The sequence below is a fragment of the Ignatzschineria rhizosphaerae genome, assembly GCF_022655595.1.
Classification (GTDB): Bacteria; Pseudomonadota; Gammaproteobacteria; order Cardiobacteriales; family Wohlfahrtiimonadaceae; genus Ignatzschineria; species Ignatzschineria rhizosphaerae.
The window spans coordinates 2555648-2580000 of the sequence record NZ_CP093379.1 but is presented as its reverse complement, the minus strand read 5'-3'; the positions used below and the strand labels follow the sequence as shown (position 1 = coordinate 2580000).

Below are 24353 nucleotides of genomic sequence, written 5' to 3'. Positions count from 1 at the left end.
TGACTATTTTAGGGCGAAACAACAATTCTCAAATTCCCCCACATCTATTAGCCTATTTAGAAACCCTCTTTGAACAAGAAGAGATTGCCAAGCATGTTTATCCTGGCTGTATTCTTGTTGGCGAAGGTTATGGCGAACGCATTGAAGAACCCCGTGGTAGCCAATACAAAGCTGATGGCGTCGGTTTTGTGCTCTTTGATGTTGTCGCAATGGATGGAAAATATTGCGATCGCCATGTGGTAGAGATGATTGCTAAAAATCTAAACTTAGAAGTGACACCGCTAATCTTAGAAGGGACGCTCCAAGAAGCAATCGACTTTATCCAAACTCAGCCGACATCCAAATTCCGAGATACAGCACCTATGGAAGGATTGATCGGAACACCTGTGGGCGACTTCTTAACAGGATCAGGCGCACGGATTATCACAAAGCTTCGTGCTGAAGATTACCCACTAAAAGATAGTGAGTAGACGAAGTATTACCATGTAAACCTTATAACTGGAAGATCAATAAGGCTGAATTTCCCCTCTATATCAATCTCCACAAAGATACTGTTATAGAGAATTATGGAAATAACTTATCTTTATCAATTTATAGATTTATAGTAAAACCTGTTTAAATGTCACTAAGTCCAATTACCGGTATATCCGCTATAAAAAGTGTGATAGACCTTCTATCAGGCATTGCACAAGTTGGTTTGATACCTACGCTATATTGTTTTATTTTTATAGTAAATTCGGTTAAAAAGTGACTGAACCAGATTGCCGGCACATCGGTTATGAGAAGCACAAAAGTCGTTTTATCCGGCATTGTGCAAACTAGTTTGATTCACGTACTGTATTGTTTTATTTTTAAAATAATGTTTCTTATAGTGAAATCGATTTAAAAATGACTGAATCAGATTGCCGGCGCATTGGTTATGGGAAGCGCAAGAATCCTTCTATCCGGCATCGTGCAAGTCTGTTTGATTCACACGTTGTGGTGTTTTACTTTTAAATTAGTCTTTCTTGAACCGAATCGACTATAAATTGAATCGATTATAAAACGCTAATGATTTGCCAGTTGCCATCCATAAAAAAATCCCGAAAACTTTATGCTTTCGGGATTTTAAATATCCGGTGATTTATCACGACAACTAAAGTCGTTATTTGAACTTATGCAAACAGAGAAATGATTTTTTTCAAGCCTGCAACTAAGCGATCGATTTCTTCACTTGTACTGTAAACACCAAATGACATTCTAGCTGTTGCTGGCACTTTCATGCGTTTCATTAAAGGCTGTGCACAGTGATGCCCAACTCGTACTGCAACCCCTTCATGATCTAAGAGCGTACCGATATCGTGCGGATGAATACCTTTTACCACAAATGAAATGACGCCCGCCTTCTCTTTTGCCGTGCCAATCACACGCACTTCCGGAATCTCTGCAAGTTTTTCCATCGCATATTGAAGTAGTGCATCTTCGTGTGCCACAATCGTCTCAAAGCCAATCTCTTCCACCCACTTCATCGCCACACCAAAAGCAATCACGCCAGCAATATTAGGGGTACCTGCTTCAAACTTATTTGGGAGCGGTGCAAATGTTGTTTTCTCAAAAGTCACTACATCAATCATATCCCCACCAGTTTGATAAGGTGGCATTGCTTCTAATAACTCACGCTTTCCGTAGAGAATACCAACACCGGTTGGCCCATAAAGTTTATGCGCTGAAAAGGTATAGAAGTCTGCATCTAATTCCACAACATTAAGTGGCTGATGCACGGCGCCTTGTGCACCATCAATTAAGACTTTTGCGCCCACTGCATGCGCTTTATCAATAATGAGCTTCACATCATTAATGGTTCCGAGTACATTTGAAACTTGTGTGACAGAAACAATCTTCACCCGATCATCAAGCATAGCCTCAAACTGATCTAAAAGAAGTTCGCCGGCATCGTTAATGGGAATAATTTTAAGCTCAGCACCTTTCTCTTCACAGATCATCTGCCAAGGCACAATATTAGCGTGATGCTCCATCTCAGAGATCATCACCACATCACCTTTATTTAAAACCATTCTCCCATAGCTTTGAGCCACAAGGTTAATACTCTCTGTCGTCCCTTTTGTGAAGATAATTTCACGAGTATCTGCCGCCTTAATAAAGCGCTGCGCTATTTCACGTACCGCTTCATACTCCTGCGTAGACTTTTCACTAAAGTAATAAACACCACGGTGAATATTAGCATAATACTTCTCATATACATTTTTCTCAGCATCAATCACAACCTGTGGTTTCTGCGCTGATGCACCGGTGTCTAAGAATGCAACACGATGCCCTTTGACTTCTTCATTAAAAATTGGAAACTGTTGACGAATTTTAGGTAATGCAATCATACAAGGCCTCTATAAAAACTCATGAATAGATCAATCATGAAAATAAGATGGTGAGAAAAGTAATTAACCTAAAACAGGTATATCTCTGCCTTGTTAGTAATGCTTCACCAACAGATCTTACAGCGATATACCTGCCTTAAAGCTCGACTTACATCGAGCCTATTTTAATTATGCGAGGGTTTCGATATCTTGATCTAAACGATGCTGCAACCATTCACGAATCGATTCATTGCTAATCGTTTCTAAAACTTCTGCTGCATATGCACGAATTAAAATCGTTTTCGCTTCAGCTTCAGGAATCCCACGTGAACGAAGATAGAACATGTGCTCAGGCTCAATAAAACCCACCGTTGCCCCATGGGTACAACGAACGTCATCAGCGTAGATTAAAAGTCGGGGAATCGTTAACGCTCTTGCACCATCATTTAAGATAAGCGAACGTGTCATCTGATCGGCATTGATCTTCTGTGCATCTTGATATACATGGATCTGCGCATCAAAAATTGATTCTGCGCGATCTTTGAGGATGTTTTTAACTTGCTGATTACTCTCACAGTTTGGTACACGGTGATCCATATTCACGATATGCGAAATATGCTCACGACCTTCTGCAATATTTAAGATATTCAGTTCTGAATAAGCATCTTCACCATTCATATGAAGATTAATATCTGAACGCGTTAAATCGCCACGCGTTTGATAACTCATATAGTGAACCTTACTCTCTTTCGCTTGCTCTGCTGTGAAGTTGAAAAGACTTGAGCCTTTATCATCGTTTAAACCGGCGCGGATAAATTGAACATCCGCACCTTCAGCGATATCAACATTCATACGACCAAGATTTAAATATTGTCCATTTCCCGCTTCCACTAAAAGAATTGAGCTCTCGGCATTTTTTTCTACCGTTAAGACAATATCAAAATCAATCTGAATCGCTTTATCTTGGCTATCTGTTAAGTTATAGATCACGATAGGACGCTCAACCTTTGCGCCTTCCACGATGCGGATCTCTAAAAGATTGCTAGACCCTCTAACCAATACGCCTTCTGGCAGCGTTAAATCACTCACCCAGCGGGCACTTACTTCACCATTGTAGATTGGTAGAATCACCGCATTTTCTGGCAATGTTTCATTAACTGGCGCAGAAGTTTCACGTGAAACAGGCGCACTCCACTCTACAGAAAATAGCTTACGAAATGGCGTATCTTTAAAACGCTCACGACTCGCGTTCTCTTTATAAATTGTTAACATTGAAATCTCCTTATTTATGAGTACGTGTGCCGCCCGCTTCTTCTCCACGGAATGCCACATAACCATCTTTTTCGAGTTCAAGTGCTAACTCTTTACCACCACTTTTCACGATTTTGCCATCTGTCATAACATGAACATAATCAGGTTGGACATAATCTAATAGACGCTGATAGTGCGTAATTAAGAGAAAACCACGATTTTCACTACGAAGAGAGTTAATTCCTTCTGAAATAACGCGAAGTGCGTCGATATCAAGACCGGAGTCTGTTTCATCTAACACTGCAAATTTTGGCTCAAGCACTAACATCTGTAAAATTTCATTACGTTTTTTCTCACCACCGGAGAAACCTGTGTTTACAGAACGTTTTAAGAATGATGAATCCATTTTTACTGTTTTCATCTTCTCTTGAAGCATCTCATAGAACTCAAGCGCATCGACTTCTTGCTCACCACGTGAACGAAGGATCGCATTTAATGCGCTACGTAAGAAGTAATGGTTATTCACCCCTGGTAATTCTGCCGGATATTGAAAACCAAGGAAGATACCTAATTGCGCACGCTCATCAGGATCCATCTCTAAAACGCTCTTACCTTCAAATAAGATATCGCCTTTCGTGATCTCATAATCATCTTTACCAACAATCACATTCGCAAGGGTACTTTTACCAGAACCATTTGGTCCCATGATTGCGTGAACTTTTCCCGCTTCGATATCTAACGTCACACCTTTAAGGATTTCAGTGCCATCAATTTCTACGTGCAAATCTTTAATACTTAACATATTTCTACTCTCATTTAACTGTTGTCATTCTATCTGCGTGAAGCTGCTATCAATCTCATCTAAGCTTCACTAACTCTATTTCAGCAAGCTCGATTAGCCCACACTACCCTCAAGGCGAAGTTCAATTAACTTCTGTGCTTCTACGGCAAACTCCATCGGTAACTCATCGAAGATCTCTTTACAGTAACCATTAACAATCAGGTTAATGGCATCTTCTTCCGATAGACCACGTTGCTGACAGTAAAAAAGTTGTTCTTCTGAGATCTTAGAAGTTGATGCTTCATGCTCAACTTTAGAACTTGAGTTACGAACATCAATATAAGGGAATGTATGTGCACCACACTTATCGCCCATTAAGAGGGAATCACATTGTGAGTAGTTGTGTGATCCTGTTGCATTTGGTCCGATACGAACAAGTCCACGATAAGAGTTTTCTGAATACCCTGCGGAAATCCCTTTAGAGATAATCGTTGAGCGCGTATTCTTACCAATGTGAATCATTTTAGTACCTGTATCTGCTTGCTGGCGATCTTTAACGAGCGCTACTGAGTAGAACTCGCCCACAGATTCATCGCCCTTTAAGATACAGCTTGGATACTTCCAAGTAATGGATGAGCCAGTTTCCACTTGTGTCCAAGTGATTTTTGATTGGAACCCATCACAAATACCACGCTTAGTTACGAAGTTATAAATACCACCCTCGCCATTTTCATCACCTGGGTACCAGTTTTGGACTGTGGAATATTTAATCGTTGCTTTCTCTTTTGCCACTAATTCAACAACAGCTGCATGAAGCTGATTCTCATCACGCTGCGGCGCAGTACAGCCTTCGAGATATGAAACATAGCTTCCTTCATCTGCAATAATTAATGTACGCTCGAACTGTCCTGTATTGGAGGCATTAATACGGAAATATGTTGATAGCTCCATTGGGCAACGTTTGCCTTTAGGAATATAGACAAATGAACCATCTGTAAATACTGCCGCATTGAGCGCTGCAAAGTAGTTATCATCATGAGGAACCACGGTTCCTAAATACTCTTTGACAAGCTCTGGATATTCTTGAACTGCTTCACTAAATGAGCAGAAGATAATGCCTTGCTCAAGTAGACGACCTTTATAGCTTGTTGCCACAGAGACTGAGTCAAATACAGCATCTACCGCAACACCTGCTAGAATTTTTTGTTCTTCAAGCGGGATTCCTAAACGCTCATAAGTGTAGAGAAGCTCAGGATCTACTTCATCTAAACTCTTAGGACCATCTGCCATTGATTTTGGCGCGGAGTAATAGGAGATCGCTTGATAATCCATTGGCTCAATATTTAAATGCGCCCAGTCAGGAGACTCCATCTCAAGCCATGCGCGATATGCGGTTAAGCGATATTCTAATAACCATTCTGGCTCATTTTTGATTTTTGAGATCTGACGAACCACATCTTCGTCAAGTCCTGGCGGGAGGGTTTCTTGCTCGATATCAGTCGTGAAGCCATACTTATACTCTTCACTGGTGAGCGCTTCAATTCTATCTTTTTCTGTGATTTCTGCTGTCATAATCAATCATTCTTATAATTACTAAAATGGGTTTTATAGAGGCTTTGCTAAAGGCTTTGATAATTGGATATCCACCTTCAATTCATTGGGAGGGCCTAGTAGAGATTGCAATGTTACTTTGGAGAAACTCTCATAAATTTTTTGATTAATGATTTTCCAATGCGGCGCTAGATTGCAGCCATGTGATTTATCACAAGGATTTTCAAGATCATTACAAGCATTCATTGCCATCGGACCTTCAATTGCGACAATCACATCAACAAGGGTGATCTCTTCAGGGGCTTTTTGTAATTGATACCCACCATAAACACCTCGTGTGGAAGTTAAAAGCTCCGCTTTCACCAGTAGCTTTAATACTTTTCCCACTAAAGAAACGTTCAAATCACAGATCTCAGCTAATGTTGAGGCACTCATTCTCTCTTCCTTTGAAGCAAGCTTCGTCAGGACTAGAAGGGCATAATCTGTTTCTCGGGTAATTCTCAATGTTAAAACTCTCTAAAATAAATATAGGACTAATATAGTACTATATTAGTCCTAATTCAAATTTGTTTTGGCAATTACTGCAATTTAGGCGCTTAATGACAATTTCATAAAAATCGTTGTTCACTTTTTTCACGAAATTTTTAAGCGCCTATTATAACTTATTTTAGAGGGTTACTTAAAATTTCACCGCTTTAAAACCATTCTTACCAGCGTATACAGCTTTATCACCAAGCTCTGCTTCGATACAAATTAAACGGTTATACTTTGCAACACGGTCTGAGCGGCAAAGTGATCCTGTTTTAATCTGTGTTGCAACAGAAGCGGCGGCGATATCTGCAATCGTTGTATCTTCTGTTTCACCAGAGCGATGAGAAACAACTGCCGTATAATTGGCTTTATCTGCCATATTGATGGCATCGATTGTCTCTGTAAGCGTTCCGATTTGGTTTGGCTTAATTAAGATAGAGTTTGCAATTCCCTCATCAATCCCTCTTTGTAGGATTTTTGTATTCGTTACAAATAAGTCATCACCCACGATTTGTACACGATCACCGATACGTTTTGTCAACGCATCCCAACCTGCCCAATCTTCTTCATCCATACCATCTTCGATCGTGATAATAGGATAACGGTTGACCCAATCTTCTAAGAATGCGGCAAACTCTTCTGATGTAAATTCTTTGTTTTCTGATGCTAAAACATACTTCCCATCTTTAAAGAACTCAGATGCCGCAATATCAAGACCTAAGAATACATCTTTACCAGGCTCAAAACCGGCACGTTTAATTGCGGTCATGATCACTTCTAGCGCTTCTTCGTTAGAACCTAAGTTTGGTGCAAAACCACCCTCATCACCCACACCTGTTGCTAAACCTTTCTCGGTTAACACGCTACGAAGCTCATGGAAGATCTCCGCACCATAACGAATAGCTTCTGCAAATGATGAAGCACCCACAGGAAGGATCATAAACTCTTGTACGTCTACAGAGTTATCAGCATGAGCACCACCATTAACAATATTCATCATCGGTACAGGAAGTGTATAAGTCTCACGATCTGCAAGATAGGCATAAAGTGGTAAACCTTTCTCGTTAGCTGCTGCATGTGCTACTGCTAAAGAAACACCTAAAAGTGCGTTAGCACCTAAGTTAGATTTGTTATCTGTACCATCTAATTTTAATAAAATGTCATCTACATTTTTTTGATTAGTAGCATCAACACCAACGAGCGCCTTTGCAATTGTGCCATTCACGTTTTCACATGCACGTAAAACACCTTTACCGCCATAACGTTTTTTATCGCCATCACGAAGTTCAACAGCTTCTTTTGCCCCTGTTGAAGCACCACTTGGTACAGCTGCTTCGCCTTTGATACCTGACTCTAAAGCCACTTGTACCCAAACAGTTGGGTTCCCGCGTGAATCCAAAATTTCTCGTGCAATGATCGATTTAATTGCAGACATAAATTTCTCCAAATAGATGTTATAAAAATGCAGAAGGTGTAACTACAAAGTAGCTACACCTCCCTATTATTTATCGGAATGACTCAAAGATCAACTTTGAGGATCAATCTATTTACTTAATATCGCGAATTTTTGGTCCGATATAACGTTGACGTGGACGACCAATCTTCATCTTAGGATCTGCAATCATCTCTGCCCAATGGCTAATCCATCCACTTGTACGGGCAATTGCAAACATTGGCGTGAACATCTCAACAGGAATACCTAATGCTTTATAGATAATACCTGAGTAGAAGTCGACGTTTGGATAGAGTTTACGCTCGATGAAGTATTCATCTTTAAGTGCAATCTCTTCAAGTTTCACCGCAATCTCCATTAATGGATCGTTACCATATTTCGCAAGAACTTGGTCAGCAATACCTTTAATGATACGTGCACGTGGGTCAAAGTTCTTGTAAACACGGTGACCAAAGCCCATTAAGCGGAATGGATCATTTTTGTCTTTTGCTTTTGCAACAAATTTCTCGATATTGCTTACATGACCGATCTCTTCAAGCATTACAAGCACAGCTTCGTTAGCACCACCGTGTGATGGTCCCCAAAGTGATGCGATACCTGAAGCAATTGCTGTAAATGGATCAGCGCCTGATGAACCTGCTAAACGCACAGTTGATGTTGATGCGTTTTGCTCATGGTCTGCGTGAAGTGTGAAGAGAACATCAATCGCTTTTTCAGCAACCGGATCTACTTCGTAATCCGCACATGGTGTTGAGAACATCATTTGTAAGAAGTTACCAGCGTATGAATGATCATTGCGTGGGTAACGGATTGGTTGACCTTGACCATGCTTATAAGCAGCTGCCGCAATCGTTGGCATTTTTGAAATTAAACGATGCGCGATAATCATGCGGTGCTCTGGATCAAAAATATTCATCTTGTCGTGGTAGAAACCTGCCATCGATGCAACTGATCCTACTAACATCGCCATTGGATGAGAGTCATAACGGAAACCTTGAAGGAAGCTCTTCATGTTTTCATGCATTAATGAATGCGTCATGATGATCTCTTTGAACTCTTTTGATTGTCCTGCATCAGGAAGCTCACCATTCCAAAGAAGATAAGCAACATCAAGGTAATCTTTCTTCTCAGCAAGTTGCTCAATAGGATAACCACGATAGAGCAATTCACCTTTATCACCATCTAGGTAAGTGATTGCACTTTCACAGCTCGCCGTTGATACATAACCTGGGTCATAGCTGAACATCGACATGTCGCTGTTTAGTCTTGCGATATCAATAACAGAGTTACCGTAAACTGAATCCAAGATTGGAAACTCAGCTTCATGACCGGTTCTATTATTTTTAAAGGTAACAGTATCTTTTGTACTCATACTTCTTTCCTCCAGCTGTCTGCTTACACATCCTTTCTTTCAAAAGATGCTCTACATTAGCCATTTAATAAAAAAACTCAAACTTGAGATAAATAATGTGATCCGTCCATCTTAGTACATTAAATGCCAATTTAAAATAGGCTTTAAGGTTACTAGGTGATTCAATTTTCTAATCGCGTTAATAGCGCCCTGTTAATTTCTTCTATTAACTGAGGCCCTTCATAAATAAATCCGCTATATAATTGCACCAGAGAAGCGCCAGCATCGAGCTGATCTAAAGCATCTTTTGTGCTCATAATTCCACCAACCCCTATAATAGGGAATCTTCCCCCACTCTCTTTTGCTAAAAAACGCACAACCTCTAATGATCTTTTTGTTAAGGGTGCACCGCTCAATCCCCCCATTTCATCACGATCTTGAGACTTTAATCCCTCTCTTTGAATGGTTGTATTTGTCGCAATAATGCCGGCGATATGAGATTCATCAATAATTTCAACAATCTCTTTTAATTGGGACTCAGATAAATCTGGCGCTATTTTAAGTAAAATAGGCTTAGGATTCTCATGTTGCAGGTTTTGTGCTTGTAAAGATTTAAGAAGTGCTAAAAGTGGGGCTTTCTCTTGGAGATCTCGTAAATTTGGAGTATTAGGCGAACTGACATTGACGACAAAATAATCAACCACCTCAAAAAGTGCTTCAAAACAGGCGAGATAATCTTCTACCGCTTTATCGTTAGGCGTAATTTTATTCTTCCCAATATTACCGCCAATAATTAAACCTTTCTCTCGTTTGAGTAAGCGTATTTTTGCCGCTTCAACGCCATCATTATTAAATCCCATTCGATTAATAATGGCAAAATCTTCCACTAATCTAAATAAGCGTTTTCGGGGATTTCCAGATTGCCCCTTTGGCGTCACTGTCCCGATTTCCACAAAAGAGAAACCTAACTGCCCAAGCTCTTTATAAAGCTTTGCATCCTTATCAAAGCCCGCAGCTAATCCCACAGGATGCTTAAACTTGAGTCCAAAGACCTCTCGCGCAAGTCTTGGATCTTCTAAAATATTATCAGGATCAATCAACCGCTTTTGTAAAAAAGGGAGTTTACTCAATAAACGAATACCGGTAAATGAGAGCTCATGAGATTTTTCAGGATCGATCTTAAACAAAATTTTTTGAATAATATTTTTTAACATGAAAATTTATTCCCAATAAGAGAGACGTAGAAAATAATTTTCAAAAAAAAAGCATCTCAGATAGAGATGCTTTTCTTTTAAATACCAATTGCTTCGTTCACGAAAATTAACGACCGTATTTTTTACGGAAGCGATCAACACGACCTTCAGCGTCAAGAATATTTTGTTGACCTGTGAAGAATGGGTGTGATGCAGAAGTAACTTCCATACGCACTAATGGGTACTCATTACCATCTTCCCATTTGATTGTGTCTTTAGTTGCGATTGTTGAACGAGTTAAAATTGCGAAATCGCTCGATGCGTCTTGGAACACAACTGGGCGATAATTGATTTGGTTTTCTTTTGACATAATAATTTATCCATTAATTAATGTTATTGGCCTATCTCTCAATGCTCTTAAGATTCGTCAATCAAAAGTGGTCTGCATTAAAAAATAATCAAGATGGGGATTTTACTGCAAACCCCCATTCTTTGCAAATTTTTCAGCAGCCCTTTAATTTCTTAACCTTTCATCATTTGGAAGAATTCTGCATTTGTCTTCGTTTCGCGCATGCGATCAAGCACAAACTCAGCAGCCTCAATTTCATCCATTGGGTGAATTAACTTACGTAAAATCCACATTTTTTGTAATTCTTCAGGATTCATCAATAACTCTTCACGACGCGTTCCTGATTTATTCACGTTGATTGCTGGGAAAATACGTTTTTCCGCAATACGGCGATCTAATTGGATCTCAGAGTTACCCGTTCCCTTAAACTCTTCAAAGATCACTTCATCCATTTTCGAGCCCGTATCAACCATGGCTGTTGCAATAATCGTTAAGCTTCCGCCATTTTCAATATTACGCGCCGCACCAAAGAAACGTTTTGGGCGGTGAAGCGCATTGGCATCAACCCCACCAGAGAGCACTTTACCCGAAGATGGCACGACAGTGTTATAAGCACGCGCTAAACGCGTCATTGAGTCAAGAAGAATCACAACATCACGGCCATGCTCCACTAAACGGCGAGCTTTTTCAATCACCATCTCGGCAACTTGTACGTGACGAAGCGCAGGTTCATCAAAGGTTGAAGCAACCACATCCCCTTTTACAAGGCGCTGCATCTCTGTCACCTCTTCAGGGCGCTCATCAATTAAAAGAACGATAAGATAAGCTTCAGGATGATTAATCGCAATTGATTGTGCGATATTTTGCATCATAATCGTTTTACCCGCTTTTGGCGGCGCCACAATCATACTACGTTGCCCTTTACCAATCGGCGCGACGATATCAATCATTCTTGCTGTGATATCTTCACTTGATCCATTTCCAAGCTCCATTTTTAATGGCTCATTTGGGTGGATAGGCGTTAAGTTTTCAAAAGCAATTTTACGGCGATTTTTACCAATCGGCTCGTAGTTCACTTCATTAATCTTCACTAACGCAAAATATTTTTCATTATCTTTAGGAGCCCGAATCACACCTGAAACGGTATCTCCTGTGCGAAGATTAAAACGTCTGATCTGAGATGGGCTGATATAAACATCATCAGGTCCTGCTAAGAAGGAGCTATCTACACCGCGTAAAAAGCCGTAGCCATCATTAAGAACTTCAAGAACGCCATCGCCAATGACTTCGCCACCTTTATCAGCTTGTTCTTGTAAAATCGCAAAGATAAGCTCATGTTTTTTAGCGCGCATTAAACCCTGAATATTGAGTTCTTCTGCAATAACAACTAACTCTTGAGCAGTTTTCTGTTTTAATTCTGTTAGATTCATAGATTGATTTTATTAAAAGTATAAGAAAGTTTTCTAAACATGTTTAGAATGTAAAAGATGATGTAATTCGTGGATATTCGGGCTTTTCGCCCCCGCATTTCCCTAAAAAGCCGTCTTGTTTACGTCTTGTTAACCTTTGGGCTTACATAAAAAATAGAAATGGAAGATAGACTCAGATTAGCAAAAGTTTATTCTTTATCTTTCGCTTGTGCAACTTTATTTCGATATTTTGCAATTATTGCTTTCAAAATCTCAATGCCAACTGGCAATGCGGAGACAAAAACAATCCCAAGAACAATTAAAGAAAAATTCTCCTGCACTATCGGCGTTGTTCCAAAAAAGAAACCCGCCCCAAGCATACTTGCCGTCCAAAGTAGCGCACCTGTCACATTATAAAAACCAAAGCGGCGATAGCACATTAAACTTGCTCCGGCGACAAATGGTGCGAAGGTACGAACGATGGGGATAAAACGCGCCAAAATAATTGTCTTACCACCATGACGCTCATAAAATTCTTCTGTCTTTTGAAGATACTTCAATTTAAAGATTTTTGCATCCTCTTTAAAAGGTTTAATCCCTAAATGTTTTCCAATTTGGTAATTTACCGCATCTCCAATAATCGCGGCAATTAACAGACTAAAAAAGAGCAACCAGATATTCATTAATCCCATTGCAGCAAGCGCTCCTGCGGCAAAAAGAAGAGAATCACCGGGTAAAAATGGCGTGACAACTAATCCTGTTTCACAAAAGACTATTAATATTAATATCGCATAGATCCAAGCACCATATTGTGCAACGATGATCTCTAAGTAATCATCAATATGCAAAAAAATATCAACAATCTGCATCAACCAATCCATCTGTTACCTCTAAAATAGAGTCTCACCAACCACAGCCTCACTTATTAATGAAGGTTGGTGACTCTACCATATTTATATATTTAAATGATATGGCTATTACACCATGATTATGTCTAAAGATGCGCTAAATGTCAGAGCGCTCAAGATGCGTTAATTTTAAATCTTGTAAACGCCAGCATTGATCCATCTTGCGAGCAAGGGAGTTATCGTGCGTTACAACAATTAATGAGGTTCCTACTTCATCATTAATCTCACACATTAAATCAAAAATTGCGTGTGCATTCTCTTCATCTAAGTTTCCTGTTGGCTCATCAGCTAATACTGCCGATGGCTTTGTGACAAGGGCTCTTGCAATCGCAACTCGCTGGCGCTCCCCGCCTGAAAGCTTCCCAGGATGATGCGTTAAACGATGTGATAAACCGACCCGACCTAATAATAGCTCCGCCTCAGCACGCGCTTCTCGAATATCTCCGCCGCCAATAACTAAAGGGAGCGCCACATTATCAAGCGCGGAAAACTCCGGCAATAGATGATGAAACTGATAGATAAAGCCCAAGTACTCATTACGAAGATAACCCCTTTTTGCCTCAGACTCTTTATTAAAATGATGCCCGTTTAAGTAGATATCGCCACTTGTTGGCTTATCTAACCCTGAAATCACATGCATTAAAGTACTCTTGCCGGCACCTGATGCCCCTACAATCGCAATACGATCCCCTTTTTTTATTTGGAAGCTTAAATCTTTAAAGATCGTAATCTCATGTTTTTGATCAATAAAAGATTTAGAGATGTTTTGGACATCTAAGACAATATTACTCATAACGCAGCGCCTCCGCAGGTTGGGTTCTAGATGCTTTCCATGCAGGATAAAGCGTTGCTAAGCTCGCTAAAATAAAGGCAATACCAGAGATCGTAGCCACATCTGAAAAAAGCACTATCGATGGAATTTCGGAAATAGGATAAATGCTTGGCTCAAAGAGTGTTTTCCCCACTAATCCTTCAATCCATTTCACAATATCTGCCACATTAAAGGCGATCAATAAGCCTAAGATAATCCCAATTGCTGCGCCAAAAAAGCCAATAAATGTTCCTTGCACCATAAAGATTGCCATAATTTTACGAGGCGGCATTCCCAAAGTCCTTAAAATTGCGATCTCCGATTGTTTTTCTGTGACAACCATCACTAACATTGAAACCACATTAAATACGGCAACTGCGACGATTAAGCTCATAATTAAGAACATGGAGATCTTTTCAATCTCAATCATTTTAAAGAGTGCGGCAAACTGATTCACCCAAGTATAAACGCCATAATTATCCACTATCTCCGGTTTTACCTGCAAATAATAAGCAGTTTCACGCGCTTTCATCGGATCCTCTAATTTTAAACGAACCCCCGTGACGGCATCTTTAGGGACGCGGTAGAGAATACCGGCATCCTTAATATTCATAAAGACATTACTAATATCATACTCATAAACGCCGGCTCTAAAGAGCCCTGCAATTTTTAAGCGCTTCATGCGCGGCGCAACGCCGGCAACCGTCACATTAATATCGGATGTAATCACAGAGATATAATCGCCCACATTAAGTCCCAAGCGATTTGCCATATCACGGCTAATCATCACACTAAAAGGCGCTTCATTGAGCACCTCAAAAGTGCCGGCTTCATATTGCCCCTTCTCTTCATTCCAAATCGTAATACTTTCTGCAATAGGAGAGACTTTAGGTTCATAAACAGGATCAATCCCATAGACCTTCACCGGCAACATCGTTCCGGATGAATTAATGAGCCCTTGCCCTTCAATAAAAGGCGCACTACCAATAACATTTTCTTGTTGATCGGAAACAGTCATTAATGTCTGCCAATCTTCAATATATCCTTTCTCTTCACTTAAAATCTGATTATGAAAAGCCATGGCAATACTTCGCTCTGCCACCTCTTTTTGAAAACCATTCATCACAGAGAGCACAACAATCATGGTCATCACACCCAGTGCAATTCCCCCAATTGAGACAAATGAGATAAAAGAGATAAAGTTATTCTTCCGTTTAGCAGCGGTATAACGTAAGCCGATAAATAGCGGTAAAGGTCTAAACATAATCACTCATTCTATAGCTAAGTAAGAGGGTTAGTATAAAGGAATCAAAGAAGTTATTAAGGTTTTTCTATGAATATTCCTATAAAGCGATAAACATCTCTTCCTACCAGATCGGGAAATTTCGCTCAGCAATAATATTCTTCATCACAATCGTCGAGGTTAAACGTAAAATACTGGGGATCTTTGAGAGCTTACCATCATATAATTTTTGAAAATCTTCAAGACTCTTAGCAACAACATGAAGCATATAATCAGGATCCCCAAACAATCTTTGTGCTTGGACGATTTCAGGAATATCAATAAGGGCATTTTCTAACTTTTCAATGGAATCATTATCCCCTGTCTTTAATTGAATAAAAACAATAGCGGAAAATTGTAGACCAATTTTACAAGGATCAAGCTGCGCCGTATATCCCTTTATGGCACCTGAATCCTCTAGTTGCTTGACGCGTCTATGACAAGGAGAGAGACTTAAACCAACCTCATTTGCCAGATCGGTAATCGACATTCTTCCCGCTTTTTGAAGGGATGAAAGAATTTTTTTATCAATGATGTCCATATAGAAGATTCCACTCATAATTCATATAAATTGAAGCAACTTTGGAAGAAAATCCTCCCTAAGAAACGCTATTATTTCTAACGTTAACACTTCTAATAGAAGATTATTCTAATTTTTAATAGTTATTTAGGAAAAGTGAGTTTATTGAGATGGATTTCGGCGTTTTATTAACATTTTGGACAGTATCATTTCTCTTTGTCATGACCCCCGGTGCAGATTGGGCATATGCGATCTCCGCGGGGATTCGTGGCAAAGTGGTACTCCCTGCCGTTTCAGGCATGCTAATGGGCCATTTTCTTGCAACCATTATTGTTGCTCTTGGAATCGGTGCGATTCTTGCGAAAAACCCGATGATTATGCTCTCGATTACTATGTTTGGTGCGGCTTACCTTCTTTGGCTAGGAATTGGATTAGTTCGCTCACCTTCTCGCCCCAGTAGTGCAGCAATGACTGATATCAGCTCTTCTAAAAGCTGGGCCATCAAAGGATTTTTTGTCAGCGGCTTAAACCCTAAAGTCTTATTGCTCTTCTTAGCGCTTTTACCTCAATTTACCGATCCTAACTCTTCTTGGGATCTCTCGATTCAACTCATTCTCTTAGGGTTAATCCATATTTTTAGTAGCTTTATCGTCTACTCACTCGTAGGATATGGCTCACAAACCGTATTACAAACAAGGCCTTTAGCCGCTGAAATAATTAGCCGTGTTTCCGGCATTTTAATGGTTGTGATCGCCGGAATTCTGATTTTTGGACAGATTAGAGATTATTTTTGATGCCATTTAATGGATGTTAATAGGTTTAAATAGGTTTTAATAACTCTTAATCTGACTTATCACGATGATCTTCACCGCTTTTAAATCCCACTATCTATAAAGGTGCAGGTACTTCGTTATCTGCACCTTTATCATCATAACGATCTAAACATTTTGCGATTGCTTCTGACATATGCAGGACTTTTGCCCGTTCCATACAGGACATTAATTCCGTTTGTGCTTCGTGATCTAGATTTAATCTAGAGGCTCGTACGATATAGGAAGGAATGGCATATGATTTTGGATCTTCTTTCAAAGAGGTCGCCACCATTACCCCTATCGTCATTGAGGCAGAAGCAATTAAAAGGAGCAATAATACAAATGATAAGAGTGATAATAAAATATTCGCCTTTGTCATCTCTAATATCTCCTCTTATCTACAATCTATAGCTTCTATCTTTGGAATAAAGAATATCTGGGATCTCTTAACTTGGCTTAAATCACCAAAGCAGATTCGTCACTCTCCGTCACTTCACTAAATAGTGCTTCAAGCTCTGGTAAAGGTGGTAATTCTTTTAAAGATTTTAAATTTAAATCATCTAAAAATTGCTCTGTTGTCGCATAGAGCATCGGTCTACCCGGCACTTCTTTACGCCCAACAACCTTAATCCATTCACGATCTTCTAGCGTCTTAATAATATTACTACTCACCGCAACGCCGCGAACAGCTTCAATATCGCCTCTTGTCACCGGCTGCTGATAAGCAATTAATGCTAATGTTTCAAAAAAAGCTGCACTATAACGTTGTTGTCTTGCTTCAAAGAGTTTGCCGACCCAAGCAGAGAAACGCTCCGGCACTTGAAAACGCCAACCAGAAGCCACTTCTACTAATTCAATACCACCAGCGGCTTCTCGATACTGAGTTTCTAACTCAAAAAGCGCCCGAATAATATCGCTCTCAGCGTAAGATTCCCCTTCTAAAATAGTTAAGATCTCACGCAAAGATAATGGCATTTCAGAGGCCATTAAGATCGCTTCTAATAAAACTTTTAATTCATGTTCAGGCGTATTCATCAACAGATTGCTACTCTCTATCTCGTCTAAAGTATATCGTTTGGATCACGAAGACCCTTATCTATGAAATATTCATCGCCTATTTTACAACAGGAATCGCACTTAAGGAGAGCAGCCTTTGACCAGATAGCGCAAATGCAACACGACGAATAGCATTCCATGGGTTTTCTCGAATCTGTCCTTTAATCGCGCCATCAATCTGTACCACCATCTTCATCACATTTTTCCAAGTTCGTAGATTTAATCGAGAGAGCGCTTGCTGATAAAGGGGTTGCTTATTACGCCATACTTTTGAGAGAACTTGCTGCATATTCTTGCCATTACTAAGCTCTAATAACATCTCACCTAGTGTTGAGATCTCTTTTTGCAGTAGATAATTGACTAATGTAGCCGCTTCTCCTTCCTCTTCAAATGCCGTAATAATACGGTTAATGCGTAGAATATCTCCTTCTAAAATGGCATCACTTAAATCAAAGGCGATAAATTTTGAGCTTTGCGTTAAAGCACTACGAAGCTCCTCTGCTGAAATCACCTGATCCCCATAATAGAGCGTTAAATAATCTAATTCTTGAATCACCGAAAAGAGATTCCCTTCATTATTTTGCGCCAATAGATCAACGGCCTCTTTTTCTAATTTTAAGCCACGCATTTTCGCTTCATTAAAGATCCAACCAGGATACTCATGCACACGAGGAGGATAGAGAATCGAAACAATTCCAGCTTGATCAATTGTCGTGACCCATTTTGCTTTTTGCTGCGCGGCTTTTAATTGCGGCGTTGAGATTAATAAAAAGAGATCTTCTTGGGGATTAGTAAAATACTCTTCTAGCGCTGTTTGCGCTTTACGATCGGGCACATTATTAAAACGTAGCTCTATGATCTTTTTCTCTGAAAAGAGCGACAAAGATTGTGTTGAGCTTGTAAAATTTCCCCAATCAAACTTCCCATCAACCTCAAAGAGTTCTCGCTCCTGAAAACCATTTTCACGGCAAAATGCTCGAGCTTGATCAGCAAGATTTAAAGATAAATAAGGCTCATCCCCCGCCACTAATAGCGCCGCAACTCTTGAACCATGATTTCGTAGTGCAGGAATCACTTCATAGGAATTTAACCGCATATTTAGCCTTTAATCTCTTTAAAAAATAATAGCCTAAGTATACACGTCTTCTTAAAGCTAGGTCTACGCTTTCCCTTATTTCCCCTTTTAATCGCCATCTTTCTTGTAAAGAATAATCATTCTGTTAATGAGCCTTCAAGAACTACGCCTCTTTTCCTACGCAAAGACAAAAAAACCTTTTAAATAGATTTATTGACTCAACAGAAATATTTATCGTCATATCGGATTTTTATTAAACGTAATGACCTATTAAATAAAATAACAAAACCAGCATGTTGCATGTTATTGTTTTTATGGCATGCTATATTCTATAGAAAATAGCACTATACAAGCCGTAGGCTTTACGCTACAAATATGCTGTATATCAATATAATAATAAGTGACACCACAAATCTATCTTAGGAGAAAAATTAACAATGAAGAAGACTTTTGGACTTAAAAAACTATTAATGGTTAGCGCATTATCTGCACTGTTAGTGGCATGTGAGGATGATAATAATACTGATAAAAATGATACTAATGCGAGCGTTAGTGCCGATCAACTAGAAACTCGCTTTGTCACCATTGCTACAGGCGGCTCATCAGGTCCTTATAATATTATCGGGACAACTCTTGGGCAAATCTACTCTAAAACATATGGTGTTAACTCAAAGTCACAATCAACAGGGGCATCCATTCAAAACGTTAACCTTGTCAATCAAGGCAAAGCGGAAATGGCGCTGACGATGAGTGATGTCTTAAGCCAAGCGGTTGAAGGCACTGGCTCTTTTCCAGAAAAAATCGAAAATGTAGTTCAAGTTGCAGCCCTTTACCCTAACTATGTTCAAATCGTGACTTCTAAAAAATCCGGTATTAAAACAATGGATGATTTAAAAGGTAAACGAGTCGCTGTAGGAGATCTTAACTCAGGAACAGAGATGAATGCTCGTGCCCTATTAAATGGTCATGGCATTACTTATGATGATCTTCGTATTGATTATTTAGGATTTGCTGAAGCAGTAGATGCGCTTCGTGGTGGTAAAATTGATGCTGCCGTTTTAACAAGTGGCCTTCCTAATGCTTCTATCATGGAGCTTGAGCAAGGTTTTGACCTACAACTTGTTGAAATCAGAAAACCGATGGTAGATGAAATTGCACAAGATCAATCTTACTTCTTATCGGCAGAGATCCCGGCAGGAACTTATAACAACGAAGAAGCTGTACCAACGGCAATTATCGTTAATGCGCTCGTTGTTCGTAAAGATTTAAGTGAAGATGATGTCTATAAACTCACTAAAACATTCTTTGAAAACTTAGATAACCTTTCAAATGCTCACCAAGCAGCAAAAGGTATCTCTCTTGAAAATGCTCAAAAAGGCTTAGTAGCACCGCTCCACCCTGGCGCGAAAAAATACTATGATGAGCAAGCTGCGAAGTAATTATTCGCAAAAATCTCTCTTAATAGTAGGGCTGATATTTTGTATCGCCCTACTTCTTCTCCTTATCGGTAGTGTTTACTCAAAAAACTTTACCGTGATTCAGACCTCCATAATTCACTGCAAAATCGCACAACCTTATTTTGGATTGTCATGGATTCACTCGGTCGATAAAACACCTTGGTTAGAATATTACGAGCGACAAGATCAGGGCTTTCTCTTAACAGAGACAAAGTTTAAAACTTTTGGTGCCGGTGTTCCTCATGACGGAGAAGTATTGGAGAGTCAAGATTCAATGATTCACTATCGCATGAATCAAATGATCCCAGAGATCAATTGGATCATCGATAAAGACGTTAGCTCAACTATTATTCTTCCAGATAATCGACTTTGGAAGATCTACAACAATCATGAGCACTTTAGCGAAGTACAAATTCGCAATCAACTTTTAAATTTTTGGCAACGGTTATTAATAAGGAACTGTCATGAGTCGTAATGATAATGAACACTATCAAATTGCAGAAGCTGTACCGGCAGATACCGAACAGATTTTAGAGAAATTTGATCGTGAATCTATCGTAAGAGCGCCTAGTAGCAAATATCTTCGCTACTTTATCTCTTGCTTTGCAATTTTTTATTCCCTCTTCCATCTATGGACAACTTATAATCCCATGCCGGAGCTACTTTATCGGGCAACGCATGTCTCTGTTGGAATTGCTTTAGTTTTCCTAATCTATCCAGCATATCGTTCACAACGTCGAGATCAAGTTGCTTGGTATGATTGGATTTTAGTCATCCTCTCATTTGTCTCTTTAGGCTATCTCTTTAATGAGTACAACGCTATCGCAACAGTGCGAGGCGGTATGGCTAATGATATGGATATCGCCATGTCTATTATGACGATCATCTTAGTGATGGAAGCTGCCCGCCGTGTGATGGGAATGATTTTACCAGTGCTTGCCGCGATTTTCTTAGCCTATCCATTTCTTAGTGATATGAGCTTTATGCCAAGAATCCTTCAAACCCGCCCCTTTGACTTAGGCGATATCTTTGGTCATCTCTATATTACTACCGAGGGGTTATACTCCTCTGCTGTAGGGGCTTCCGTCTCCTTCATCTTCCTCTTTATTCTCTTTGGCGCATTCCTTAATAAATCGGGTATGGGGCAGCTCTTTAACGATCTAGCATTAGCACTTGCAGGTCATAAACAAGGGGGACCGGCAAAGGTTGCCGTTGTCGCCAGTGGCTTTATGGGAAGTATCAATGGATCAGCTGTTGGTAACGTTGTAGGAACCGGTGTTTTCACAATTCCGATGATGAAAAAAGTCGGCTATAGCAAAAACTTTGCCGGCGCCGTAGAAGCAAGTGCTTCAGTGGGAGGACAAATCTTACCGCCCATAATGGGGGCAAGCGCTTTTATCATGGCCGAAACAACCGGGATTTCCTACGGAACAATTGCAATGGCAGCACTTTTCCCGGCACTTCTCTACTATCTTGGTGTCATTGCGCAAGTTCACTTTAGAGCGGGTAAAGATAATCTTAAAGGCATTCCTAAAGCGGATCTCCCGCGGGTTAAAGAGGTCTTAAAAGAGCGAGGCCATCTCTTATTACCTATTTTCGCGTTAGTCTATTTCTTAGGTAATAATGTGCCTATCGCTTTTGCCGCCTTTTATACCATCGGTATTGCAATCGTTGTAAGCCAGTTTAGAAAAGCAACGCGCATGAGCATTAGAAATATCTTAGAAGCATTAGAAGATGGAGCAAGACAATCCCTTTCAGTCATGGCAGCTTGTGCCGTTATTGGAATTGTCATTGGGGTTTTAAGCTTAACATCTGCAGCAACTGAGCTTATTGGTTCTATCACAGGGACAGGGGAAGGGATGCTTTTAGTCACTCTACTTCTCACGATGATTGCCTCAATGGTACTAGGAATGGGATTACCTTCTATTCCGGCATATATTATTACAGCCACCATTGCCGCCCCTGCTTTAGCCAATATTGGAATTCCTACCATTGTTGCCCACCTTTTTGTCTTCTACTTTGGGCTTTTTGCCAATATCACGCCACCAGTTGCCCTTGCCTCTTTTGCCGGCGCGGGTATTGCAGGAGGAGATCCTATGAAAACAGGATGGCAATCTTTGAAGCTCTCTGTAGCAGGTTTCATCGTTCCTTTCATGTTTGTTTATAATCCGGCAATGCTAATGATTGATACGACAGGCCTTGCGATGAATGCAACAGAGTTTCCAATGCCGCCACTATTTGACATGATTAGTATTACCATTACCTCAATCATCGGCATTATTGCCTTAAGTGCGGCGGTAGAGGGGCACTTTAAAGGAGATCTAAGCATTATTGGTCGAATCATCCTTGCGGCGGGTGCCTTTATGCTGGTTATTCCAGAAACGATGACCGATATTATTGGCTCCGTTATTGTATTAGCGATCGTTATTATTAATGTCAAAAAGCTACCTTTAAAATTTATTAATAAAGTCTCAACGATCTAATCTTTAAGATCTTAGAAAATTGAAAAAGGCTTATCAATCTGATGAGCCTTTTTTTATGGTCATTGATATTTATGGGCGTTATTTTTCTCGATGATTTCACTTTACTCTTTTGTAGGATGATCTCTCCTTGTTATTTCTCTTGCACTTCCCTAAAACTCCCGATAAATTGAGAGCTAACTATATATTTCGTCAATTTTCAATTTTTGTAATATTACATTGAGGATCTTATGAGCCCCTTAGAAACTCTGCAGTCATGGCAGGAAGAAGCACGAAACATTCGCCAATCTATTCATAAACATCCAGAGCTAGGGTTTGAAGAGCAACAAACCCAAAAAACGGTTGTGAAATTACTGGAAGATTATGGTGTTGATACCATCGACACCTCTTTTGCGAAAACAGGGGTCATAGCAACAATCAAAGGCACGCTTCCTGGAAAAACCATAGGATTAAGAGCCGATATTGATGCGCTACCGATTCAAGAAGAAAATACCTTCTCTCATAAATCAACACTCGTGGGTAAAATGCACGCTTGTGGTCATGATGGGCATACCACCATGTTACTCATGGCAGCAAAATATCTGGCAAAGCATCGCCAATTTAGCGGCAAAGTAATCCTCTTTTTTCAACCTGCAGAAGAGGGACGAGGCGGTGCTGAAACCATGGTAGTTAAAGATAAAGTCTTAGAACGTTATCCTGTCGATGCAATCTATGCGATGCATAATTGGCCCACACTTGAAGCCGGAAAATTTGCGATTAAAGCAGGTCCTATCATGGCAAGTTCAGATCGTATTTATATTCGTGTTCATGGTAAAAGTGGGCACGCTGCTCAGCCTCATAACACGCAAGATCCTTTATTAGTTGCCACACAGATCTACCAAGGAATACAGGGCTTAGTCGCCAGAACAATTGATCCTACCGCATCCCTTGTTGTCGCCATTACGCAAATGCATTGCGGTGATACCACCAATGTCATTGCCGATTATGCCGATATGGCTGGAACAATTCGCACCCATGATGAAGCCGTTCGCACTGATATTCTCCAAAAACTTTCACAATTAGTCCCGTTAATGGCTGAAGCATTTGGAATGTCCGCAACTGTTCGTTTTGGGGAAATCAGCCATCCTGTTACCGTTAACAGTAAGGCTGAAGCTGAGCGTGCTATCGATGTGGCAGCCGCACTTGTGGGAAGAGAAAATCTTGTTCTTGATATTAAAGAGCAGATGACTAGCGAAGATTTTGCATTCTTCCTTGAAAAAGTCCCCGGCTGCTATCTATTTATCGGCAATGGTAAGAGTGATAACCATCCTGTGGGTCTGCATAATAGTAAATATGATTTTAATGATGACATTATCCCTTTAGGTGCGAGTTTTCTGATCGAAACAGTACGCTCTTATTCTAAATAATTTATTATCTAACACTATTAATACTCAAAAGTTCCTTGAAATAGGAACTTTTTTTAATGATAATTTTTCCATCAAAACTTAATATAAACCATTGTTTTATGGTTCATCTTATTTATTTCATGTTACAATTATAATCAGTATGTTACATGCAACTATTGAATATTTGTGCAAAAGGTAGTATCTTTTCGCTGTACATTGCAAATATTATAAATTCAAACAATACCTGCAATATTCTTGCAAAGCTCATCTGTAAGCTTTGCAACGCTTTCTACAATTTTCAGCAATTGAATCATATATTTAGGATTAATCAATATATGACAGACAAA

23 protein-coding genes (1 of these 23 cut by a window edge) are annotated in these 24353 nt (G+C 39.8%); 6 read left to right on the top strand and 17 right to left on the bottom strand.

Annotated features, from left to right (window positions below; genetic code table 11):
- Positions 1–470, top strand: the 3' portion of a protein-coding gene (locus MMG00_RS11650; RefSeq protein ID WP_242148519.1) for an RNA ligase family protein. 166 nt of this gene lie to the left of the window's left edge; 470 of the gene's 636 nt are visible here — the last part of the coding sequence; the start codon falls outside the window, past its left edge; it ends in the stop codon at positions 468–470.
- A 684-nt stretch (positions 471–1154) separates the two neighbouring features.
- On the opposite strand, the gene MMG00_RS11645 is transcribed toward MMG00_RS11650, so the two are convergent.
- The 14 genes from MMG00_RS11645 to MMG00_RS11580 all read right to left on the bottom strand — a co-directional run bounded on the left by MMG00_RS11645 (position 1155) and on the right by MMG00_RS11580 (position 15762).
- Complete coding sequence (locus MMG00_RS11645; protein WP_242148517.1) at positions 1155–2372, bottom strand: aminotransferase class V-fold PLP-dependent enzyme; 1218 nt, start codon at positions 2370–2372, stop codon at positions 1155–1157.
- Between the two features lie 168 nt (positions 2373–2540).
- Positions 2541–3623, bottom strand: coding sequence for a Fe-S cluster assembly protein SufD (gene sufD, locus MMG00_RS11640; RefSeq protein ID WP_242148515.1), 1083 nt, complete (start codon positions 3621–3623; stop codon positions 2541–2543).
- Between the two features lie 10 nt (positions 3624–3633).
- Entirely contained in the window at positions 3634–4404 is a 771-nt protein-coding gene (sufC, locus tag MMG00_RS11635) for a Fe-S cluster assembly ATPase SufC (RefSeq protein WP_242148513.1), read from the bottom strand.
- Between the two features lie 93 nt (positions 4405–4497).
- Positions 4498–5955, bottom strand: a complete 1458-nt coding sequence (sufB, locus tag MMG00_RS11630; protein ID WP_242148511.1) for a Fe-S cluster assembly protein SufB — start codon at positions 5953–5955, stop codon at positions 4498–4500.
- 33 nt (positions 5956–5988) lie between these two features.
- On the bottom strand, positions 5989–6438 hold the full coding sequence (locus tag MMG00_RS11625) for an SUF system Fe-S cluster assembly regulator (protein ID WP_242148508.1): 450 nt from the start codon (positions 6436–6438) through the stop codon (positions 5989–5991).
- Positions 6439–6613: 175 nt separating this feature from the next.
- The gene (gene eno / locus MMG00_RS11620) at positions 6614–7900 is read right to left on the bottom strand and encodes a phosphopyruvate hydratase (RefSeq protein WP_242148506.1); all 1287 of its coding nucleotides are present in this window, start codon (positions 7898–7900) and stop codon (positions 6614–6616) included.
- Between the two features lie 112 nt (positions 7901–8012).
- Complete coding sequence (locus MMG00_RS11615; RefSeq protein ID WP_242148504.1) at positions 8013–9290, bottom strand: citrate synthase; 1278 nt, start codon at positions 9288–9290, stop codon at positions 8013–8015.
- 161 nt (positions 9291–9451) lie between these two features.
- Positions 9452–10483: a quinone-dependent dihydroorotate dehydrogenase gene (locus MMG00_RS11610; protein ID WP_242148503.1), complete on the bottom strand. Its 1032-nt coding sequence runs from the start codon at positions 10481–10483 to the stop codon at positions 9452–9454.
- Positions 10484–10589: 106 nt separating this feature from the next.
- The gene (locus MMG00_RS11605; protein WP_242148502.1) at positions 10590–10832 is read right to left on the bottom strand and encodes a type B 50S ribosomal protein L31; all 243 of its coding nucleotides are present in this window, start codon (positions 10830–10832) and stop codon (positions 10590–10592) included.
- A 152-nt stretch (positions 10833–10984) separates the two neighbouring features.
- The gene (gene rho, locus MMG00_RS11600) at positions 10985–12241 is read right to left on the bottom strand and encodes a transcription termination factor Rho (RefSeq protein WP_242148500.1); all 1257 of its coding nucleotides are present in this window, start codon (positions 12239–12241) and stop codon (positions 10985–10987) included.
- A 188-nt stretch (positions 12242–12429) separates the two neighbouring features.
- Positions 12430–13101: a DedA family protein gene (locus MMG00_RS11595; RefSeq protein WP_242148497.1), complete on the bottom strand. Its 672-nt coding sequence runs from the start codon at positions 13099–13101 to the stop codon at positions 12430–12432.
- Positions 13102–13225: 124 nt separating this feature from the next.
- Positions 13226–13921, bottom strand: coding sequence for a lipoprotein-releasing ABC transporter ATP-binding protein LolD (lolD, locus tag MMG00_RS11590; protein ID WP_242148495.1), 696 nt, complete (start codon positions 13919–13921; stop codon positions 13226–13228).
- Positions 13914–15203 carry a lipoprotein-releasing ABC transporter permease subunit gene (locus MMG00_RS11585; RefSeq protein WP_242148493.1) on the bottom strand — a complete coding sequence of 430 codons (1290 nt, stop codon included), beginning with the start codon at positions 15201–15203 and terminating at the stop codon, positions 13914–13916. The genes lolD and MMG00_RS11585 overlap by 8 nt, the downstream gene beginning before the upstream one ends.
- A 103-nt stretch (positions 15204–15306) precedes the next feature.
- Positions 15307–15762: an Lrp/AsnC family transcriptional regulator gene (locus tag MMG00_RS11580; protein WP_242148492.1), complete on the bottom strand. Its 456-nt coding sequence runs from the start codon at positions 15760–15762 to the stop codon at positions 15307–15309.
- 149 nt (positions 15763–15911) lie between these two features.
- On the opposite strand from MMG00_RS11580, the gene MMG00_RS11575 reads away from it, so the two are divergent.
- Entirely contained in the window at positions 15912–16535 is a 624-nt protein-coding gene (locus tag MMG00_RS11575) for a LysE family translocator (protein ID WP_242148490.1), read from the top strand.
- A 94-nt stretch (positions 16536–16629) separates the two neighbouring features.
- On the opposite strand, the gene MMG00_RS11570 is transcribed toward MMG00_RS11575, so the two are convergent.
- The 3 genes from MMG00_RS11570 to holA form a co-directional block, all read right to left on the bottom strand.
- Positions 16630–16932, bottom strand: a complete 303-nt coding sequence (locus tag MMG00_RS11570) for a hypothetical protein (RefSeq protein ID WP_242148488.1) — start codon at positions 16930–16932, stop codon at positions 16630–16632.
- 77 nt (positions 16933–17009) lie between these two features.
- A complete protein-coding gene (gene scpB / locus MMG00_RS11565) occupies positions 17010–17588 on the bottom strand; it encodes an SMC-Scp complex subunit ScpB (RefSeq protein ID WP_242148486.1) in 579 nt (192 codons plus the stop codon).
- Positions 17589–17667: 79 nt separating this feature from the next.
- On the bottom strand, positions 17668–18705 hold the full coding sequence (gene holA / locus MMG00_RS11560; protein ID WP_242148484.1) for a DNA polymerase III subunit delta: 1038 nt from the start codon (positions 18703–18705) through the stop codon (positions 17668–17670).
- Between the two features lie 416 nt (positions 18706–19121).
- On the opposite strand from holA, the gene MMG00_RS11555 reads away from it, so the two are divergent.
- The 4 genes from MMG00_RS11555 to MMG00_RS11540 all read left to right on the top strand — a co-directional run bounded on the left by MMG00_RS11555 (position 19122) and on the right by MMG00_RS11540 (position 24027).
- Positions 19122–20123 carry a TAXI family TRAP transporter solute-binding subunit gene (locus MMG00_RS11555; protein ID WP_242148482.1) on the top strand — a complete coding sequence of 334 codons (1002 nt, stop codon included), beginning with the start codon at positions 19122–19124 and terminating at the stop codon, positions 20121–20123.
- On the top strand, positions 20101–20616 hold the full coding sequence (locus tag MMG00_RS11550) for a DUF1850 domain-containing protein (RefSeq protein ID WP_242148480.1): 516 nt from the start codon (positions 20101–20103) through the stop codon (positions 20614–20616). The genes MMG00_RS11555 and MMG00_RS11550 overlap by 23 nt, the downstream gene beginning before the upstream one ends.
- On the top strand, positions 20606–22624 hold the full coding sequence (locus tag MMG00_RS11545; RefSeq protein ID WP_242148478.1) for a TRAP transporter permease: 2019 nt from the start codon (positions 20606–20608) through the stop codon (positions 22622–22624). Before MMG00_RS11550 ends, MMG00_RS11545 begins: the two co-directional genes overlap by 11 nt.
- A gap of 227 nt (positions 22625–22851) precedes the next feature.
- Complete coding sequence (locus MMG00_RS11540; RefSeq protein WP_242148473.1) at positions 22852–24027, top strand: amidohydrolase; 1176 nt, start codon at positions 22852–22854, stop codon at positions 24025–24027.
- Positions 24028–24353 lie beyond the last annotated feature (326 nt).